Here is a 6,121-nt window from a genome sequence, read left to right as displayed (position 1 = left end):
GGGATCACCACGGTACTAGACAGCGCGGATACCAAGCGCTACACTGTCCGCAGAAGCGGGGGAACTCCAAGATTTACCGGACGAGTTCGCTTGTTTCCCGGTGATCCTACTCGACAAAGTGGTGGTGATCTAGGCCTCTAAGGGTGCACGATTGTCTTGGCCTACTACATGCCGAGACGTTCACAGGGGAAGGAGACGCAGGGCGGCGACGAGGAAGACGACCCCGGAGAGGAGCAACGCAGTGAGCAGTTCCGCCCGCAGCCGATAGACATTGCGTGCGCGGTCGCGCAGGTAAGCAAGAAGAGCTTTGTAGTTCAACCACAGGTGTATCAGCGTGAGGAAGATGAAGACGAACCCGAACAGGTCATGGATCGACTCCCATCTCTCCTTATCGAATCCAAGTATCTGCCAGCCGGTCTCCCGGGCGATCCTCCCACTTGGGGCGATGAGCAGGGCTATCCCGGAGAGGATGAGCACAACCGCGGAGAAGAGGAGAGAGAACGAGATCACGCTTCGCCAGTTCCAACCAGAGCCTTTGGTCATTTCCATCCTCCTTAATGCAGTGGGGGCGGGCGTCAAACCCACCCCCACCGGGGATCTACTCGCTGTTTACACCCATGCGGGCACCGTTCCCGTAACCGCGGTGCATTCCGCGGCCGCCACCGTTCCCGTTGCGCTGGCAGCTCCCCTGTCCACGGCCGTCTCTGTCGTGGAGGCCGTTCTCATGTCCGTTTTCGGCTCCGGCATGGAGACAGTTCGTCGCTCCATAGCCGGTCCCGTCGAGTGGACGGGTCCAATCGGGATCATCGCAGTTGGGGATCCCGTCCCCGTCCGAGTCCCGCTCCTGCATGCATGCGCCGGCTCCCGGTTTATCTGAAGGAACGCCTTTCCCGAATCCTCCCCCCGCCAGGGCAACGAGCCCAAACGCGAGCAGGGTGAGCAACAAGATCCCGATGACTATCGTCTTTGTCTTGGTCATTTTGACCACTCCTTTTCGTTTGGATGTTGCAAAGATACCCGGGCTGTGTGAAGTGGTCGTGAGCGACTTTTCTGGAACCTGTCAGGACGATCAGGGACTGACCGCTAAGTTCGGGAAATCGGGATGGTGAACGAAAAGCGCGTACCCTCTCCGGGGGCGCTCTCCACCCAGATCCGGCCGCCGTGCGACTCGACAAGGGCCTTGGTGATCGCCAGGCCGAGCCCGAGCCCCTTCGAGCCCTTCCCTTTGTAGAAGCGGTCGAAGACGTGGGAGACGGTCTCCGCGGGCATCCCCTCTCCTGTGTCGCTCACCTGGATCAGGACCTCCCTTCCCCGGGGCTCGGCGTGCAGGGTGATCTCATCGCCGGGGTGGGTGTGACGCAGCGCATTGGAGAGCAGGTTCCACACGATCTGGTGCAGGCGCCGTCGATCGGCGGAGACGCGGGGTAGTTTGGCAGGGATCTCCAGGTTGAACTTCTTATCGGCCCCGGCCAGCAGGGTGCGGGCGTCTGCGGCGACCCCGCGGAGGAACTCAACGAGGTCGATCGGAGCGCGGTCGAGGGGAAGCTCGTGCGCCTCGGCGAGGGCGATGTCCTGGAGCTCGTCGACCAACCCCGAGAGGTGGAGGAGCCGCTCGTTCACGGTCATCAGGTTCTCTTCGTTCGCGGGCTGGATCCCGTCGAGCATCGCCTCCACCTTGGCCCGGATTATGGCGAGGGGGTTCCTCAGCTCGTGGGCGATATCGGCGAGCATGCGCCGGCGCGCGGCCTCCGAGCGGGATAGCCCGACACGCAGCTCCTCCAGAACGCGCCCGAGCCTCCCAATCTCATCGTCACCAGGGACCGGAACCGGGTGAGTGAGATCGCCGGAGGAGATCGCCCTGGTCGCCGCGGTCAACCGCTCGAACGGGGCGGTGATGAGGCGCAACAGGGTCAGACCGATCCCGAGGGCTATCCCCAGGCTGATTACCGCGGCGTAGGCCACCGTGCGGCGGACCGAGCTCAGGAGCCTCTCCTCGATTTCGGTGAACTGGCCGAGGAGCGGGCCGGTGAACAGGATTCCGACCTTCTTCCCCTCCACAGTTATTGGAATCCCTTCGGCAAGGAGGCGCGGGGATAGATTCACCTCCCTGAGCTTGTGCGAACCGGCGTAGACGATTCTCCCTTCGGGATCGGTGAGGAGGAACTGTCCACCCTGTCCGTGCTCCTCTCCCCTGTACCGGCCGTGTTCGCTGAACAGCTTCTCCACCCCGTCCCAGGTCATGTTCTCCGAGTAATAGGAGACGAGTTGGGCCTTGATCCCGACTGCTTGCGCCGCGTGCTCCGATGCGATGAACTCCTTGGCGTCGGTGACGAGAAGGTGGGTGGCGACGGCGTAGACCGCTCCGAGGGAGGCGACGACCACGACAGCGAGGCCGAAGAACAGCTTGTAGCGAAGCGAGACCGGTCTAAGTTTCGTCGTTGTCTCCTTGTGTCCGGGGGATGACGAGCTTGTACCCGACCCCGTAGACGGTCCTGATGATCCGCGGTTCGGCCGGGTCCGGTTCGATCTTCCGCCGCAGGTTCATGATGTGGTTGTCGATGTTCCGCATCAGGGCAGGGGTGGTGTAACCCTGCACCTCCTTGAGGAGCTCGAGCCGGGTGAAGACCCGGTTCGGCCGACGGACGAGGAAGGCGAGGAGGTCGAACTCGGTCGGGGTGAGCTTGATGAGAGCGCCGTCCCGGCGCACCTCCCGCCCGGCGAGATCGATCACGAGGTCGCCGATCCGCACCGGAGCCTCCGGGGCCGGTCCGGCCAACCGGCGCAGGACCGCCTGCACCCGCAGCACGAGCTCGCGGGGAGAGAACGGCTTCGTGATGTAGTCGTCCGCTCCGAGCTCGAGCCCGACGATCCGGTCCACCTCCTGCGCCCGTGCGGTGAGCATGATGATCGGGACCTGCGTCCGGCGGCGGATCTCCCGTGCGACGTCAAGACCATCGATGTCGGGGAGTCCGAGATCGAGGATGACCAGATCCGGTCGGTGGGAGTCGAACTCGGCCAGCGCTGAGGCCCCGTCGAACGTTTCGATCGTGCGGTACCCGGCCTGGTGCAGGTAATCCGAGATCGACTTAGCCAATTCCTCTTCATCGTCGACTATGAGAACGATTTTAGCCATCGCAACACTCCGTCAACCTTATTTCATAGGATAATGCCGAAGGCATTATACCTCTCGACCTCCGTGTACAAGAAAAAAGCGCCCCGATGAAGTTCGGGGCGCTATCAGTGACGTTTATACCCTTTAGTTAAGCTGTTGCCTGCTTGACGAACGAGAGGAAATCCTCCTCCGGGATCGCCCCTTCGAAGCTCGTCTTCTCGTTGATGACCACTTTTGGTACGGCCATCACGTTGTACTGTTGGGAGAGTACGGGAAATTCGTTGGCGAGGATGACGTCGGACTTCACCATCTCGGATTCGAACGCCATCATGTGCGCCGTCCGCGCCGCCCGCGGGCAATAGGGACAGCTCGGGGTGACGAACACCTGAATGTGCACGGGCACAGTCAGCTCCGCGAGCTCCTGTTTGGTTGTATCCGACAGTCCGGTCTCACCGCGGCCGACGTCGATGATATCCTCGATCAGGGTACCAAACTCGTATCCGGCCGGGATCCCGTAGAACCTGATGTTGTAGTCCTTCTCGCCCATGACCGCGATCGTCGGCGCCCTGCCCTCTACTCCGTACTCCTTCGCCTTGTCGGCGTCCTTTGCCAGATCGTAGACCTCGATTGAGATCTTGTCCGACAGTGCGGCCGTCTCCTCGAGCAGGGTCTTCGTATCCGCGCATGAGGCGCAGGATTCGTTCGTGAACAACACGAGCCGTACCGGCTTCTCCAGGCGCAGGAACTCGTTCCGCAGGTAGTCCTGGTCCTCTTTTCCGATCAGTGCCATCGTTCCTCCTAGTTTAGTCCCAGTAGTTGGTCGATCTCCGGTTTGTTGAACCCGACGATGATCTCGCCGTCGATGTCCACGACCGGAGTTCCCATCTGTCCGCTCTTGTCGATCATTTCCTGCGCCGCTGCCGGATCGGCCGAGACATCGATCTCTTCGAAATCGACCTCCCGCGCCCGCAGATACTCCTTGAGCGCCTGGCACCATGAGCAGGTCGGCGTTGTGTAAATGATCACCTCGTGACTCATCTTACTTCCTCCTTCAATAGCTCTATGAGTCCGGTGAGGTCCTCGTTCAGGTGGTAGCAGTTCCGCGCTCCGTTCCGCTCCTTCACCAACACCCCGGCCCGCTCGAGCCGACCGAGGTGATAGGAGACCGCTGGCTGGCTCAATGAGAGCTCGTCCAGAATCTCCTGGCAGTCGACGGTGCGGCCGATCAGCATCTCCACGATACGGAGACGCGGCTCGCTCGCCAGCGCGGAGAACACCTCCACCCACCGCTTTCTCGCTTCTGTTTCCCTCATCGGTTGCTCCTTTTCTTTCATCGGCTAGAATGGTATCCGACAGGGTGATCCCTGTCAAGTATTTAAATAGTTAAATATTTGGAGGAGCGATGGGAAAGACGATCGTCAAGTTCGCAGGTGGGATGCAATTTATCGGGCAGGGGGAGAGCGGGCATGCGGTTCTGATGGATTCCGATCCCCGGGTCGGAGGGGAGGATACCGCCCTTCGCCCGGTGGAGACGATGCTGTGCGCCCTGGGGGGGTGTACCGGGATGGACGTGATCTCGATCCTGCGCAAGATGCGCACTGTCCCCACGGAGTTTCGGATCGAGATCGAGGACGCCCGTGCGACCGAGCATCCGAAGGTGTTGACCAAGGTTCACCTCATCTATCGGTTCAAGGGGAACGTCCCCAAGGAGAACGCCGATAAAGCGATTCGGCTCTCGATGGAGCGCTACTGCCCGATCACCAACATCATCAACAAAGTGGCGGAAGTGACCTGGGAGTCGGTGGTCGAGCCCGATTAACGGTCCTCCGCCTTCTCCAGGATCAGCTCAAGGTCGACGTTCTTTCGTACGAGCTCGATCGCCTCGTCGAGCCGGGCCCCGCGGCGCAGCCGTGACCGCTCCGGGAGCTCTTGGCAGAGGAGAGCGGCGCTCATCGTGTGCTGCCCGACGAGGATGATCGGCACCCCGCGGGTGTTGGCGAGCTCGATGATCCGACGCGGCGGGCGCAGGTTCCCGGTGAGGACCAGACAGTGGAGGCTGGGAACGGTGAGGGCCGCCTCCTGTAAGTCATGCCTGTCCCCACCGGTGATCACCCCCAGGTTCGGGGTGCGGCGGAAGCTGCGCAGCGCGGCCTCCGGCCCCATCGCCCCGACGAGGAAGTTCTCCACCGGGAGCTCGAGGGGGACGTCGGTCAGGACCTTTCCCCCGAGGCGCTCGACGATCTCGTCTACCTGGACCCAGCGGAGACGTCGCTCGTAGGGGATGATCCCGAGGACCTCGGCCCCACGATCAGCGAGGAACGGGACGAACACATCGCGCACCTGCTCGAACTGCGATTCCATCGCCACTTCGTTGATTACCACCCCGAGGACGTTCGGGCCGCCCTCGAGCATCCGCAGCGCGCACAAGATGCGGTCGATCGCTTCCTCGCCGTCGTAGCTTGTGAGGAGGAGGAGGTCCGCCCCGAGGAGCTCGGCGAGGTCGAGATCGCTCAGCCCGGCCCCGGTCCCAAGCCCGAGGTAGCGTCGCCCCTCCACGATCGCCACGTCCCTTCCCGCGGTGATCCGCTCGAACGCGTCCACGATCCGGCGGTGGAACCCGCGGTCCCCGGACTCGATCGCTTCCTGCAGAAACGGCCCCTCCAGGGCGACCGGGGCGATCTCCTTCAGTGGGTCATCGAGCCCGAGGACGTCCCGGATCGTTCCTGCGTCCCGGTCGAGCGGCTCGCCGGTGGAGTAGGAGACCTTGGAGCTGATCGGCTTCATATAGGAAAATGGGATCCCATTCTCCCGCAGGGTGAGCCCGAGACCGAGGGAGAGGAGGCTCTTCCCCGCTCGGTTATCGGTGGATACGATCAAGATCGTGCGCATTCCGCTCCTTTGCGTAAATCAGTGGATGGGCCTATGTTATTGGCCCATATTTAAAAACGCAACGCCACAGGATCTTCACATCTCGCTCACTTCGGCTTCACACCATGCGGGTAGCATATT

Annotated in this window: 9 protein-coding genes; 1 reads left to right on the top strand and 8 read right to left on the bottom strand. The window is 62.0% G+C overall.

Annotation, left to right across the window (positions count from 1 at the left end; translation table 11 throughout):
- Nucleotides 1-180: 180 nt before the first annotated feature.
- The 7 genes from J7J55_03880 to J7J55_03850 all read right to left on the bottom strand — a co-directional run bounded on the left by J7J55_03880 (nt 181) and on the right by J7J55_03850 (nt 4,425).
- On the bottom strand, nt 181-543 hold the full coding sequence (locus tag J7J55_03880; GenBank protein ID MCD6141843.1) for a DUF4405 domain-containing protein: 363 nt from the start codon (nt 541-543) through the stop codon (nt 181-183).
- 55 nt (nt 544-598) lie between these two features.
- Nucleotides 599-979: a hypothetical protein gene (locus tag J7J55_03875; protein MCD6141842.1), complete on the bottom strand. Its 381-nt coding sequence runs from the start codon at nt 977-979 to the stop codon at nt 599-601.
- Between the two features lie 104 nt (nt 980-1,083).
- On the bottom strand, nt 1,084-2,382 hold the full coding sequence (locus J7J55_03870) for a HAMP domain-containing histidine kinase (protein ID MCD6141841.1): 1,299 nt from the start codon (nt 2,380-2,382) through the stop codon (nt 1,084-1,086).
- A 43-nt stretch (nt 2,383-2,425) separates the two neighbouring features.
- Entirely contained in the window at nt 2,426-3,133 is a 708-nt protein-coding gene (locus tag J7J55_03865; GenBank protein ID MCD6141840.1) for a response regulator transcription factor, read from the bottom strand.
- Between the two features lie 127 nt (nt 3,134-3,260).
- A complete protein-coding gene (locus J7J55_03860; GenBank protein ID MCD6141839.1) occupies nt 3,261-3,902 on the bottom strand; it encodes a thioredoxin family protein in 642 nt (213 codons plus the stop codon).
- Between the two features lie 8 nt (nt 3,903-3,910).
- On the bottom strand, nt 3,911-4,150 hold the full coding sequence (locus J7J55_03855) for a glutaredoxin family protein (protein ID MCD6141838.1): 240 nt from the start codon (nt 4,148-4,150) through the stop codon (nt 3,911-3,913).
- Nucleotides 4,147-4,425 (bottom strand): winged helix-turn-helix transcriptional regulator, encoded by a 279-nt coding sequence (locus tag J7J55_03850; protein ID MCD6141837.1) that lies wholly within the window; start codon nt 4,423-4,425, stop codon nt 4,147-4,149. Before J7J55_03850 ends, J7J55_03855 begins: the two co-directional genes overlap by 4 nt.
- An 89-nt stretch (nt 4,426-4,514) precedes the next feature.
- On the opposite strand from J7J55_03850, the gene J7J55_03845 reads away from it, so the two are divergent.
- Nucleotides 4,515-4,931: an OsmC family protein gene (locus J7J55_03845; protein MCD6141836.1), complete on the top strand. Its 417-nt coding sequence runs from the start codon at nt 4,515-4,517 to the stop codon at nt 4,929-4,931.
- Here the strand turns inward: J7J55_03845 and J7J55_03840 are convergent.
- Complete coding sequence (locus J7J55_03840; protein ID MCD6141835.1) at nt 4,928-6,001, bottom strand: phosphotransacetylase family protein; 1,074 nt, start codon at nt 5,999-6,001, stop codon at nt 4,928-4,930. The two genes, J7J55_03845 and J7J55_03840, sit on opposite strands and share 4 nt — an antisense overlap.
- Nucleotides 6,002-6,121: the final 120 nt, after the last annotated feature.

The sequence above is a fragment of the Candidatus Bipolaricaulota bacterium genome (genome assembly GCA_021159055.1).
Lineage (GTDB): Bacteria > Bipolaricaulota > Bipolaricaulia > UBA7950 > UBA9294 > S016-54.
This window is presented reverse-complemented; position numbering and strand designations above follow the sequence as displayed.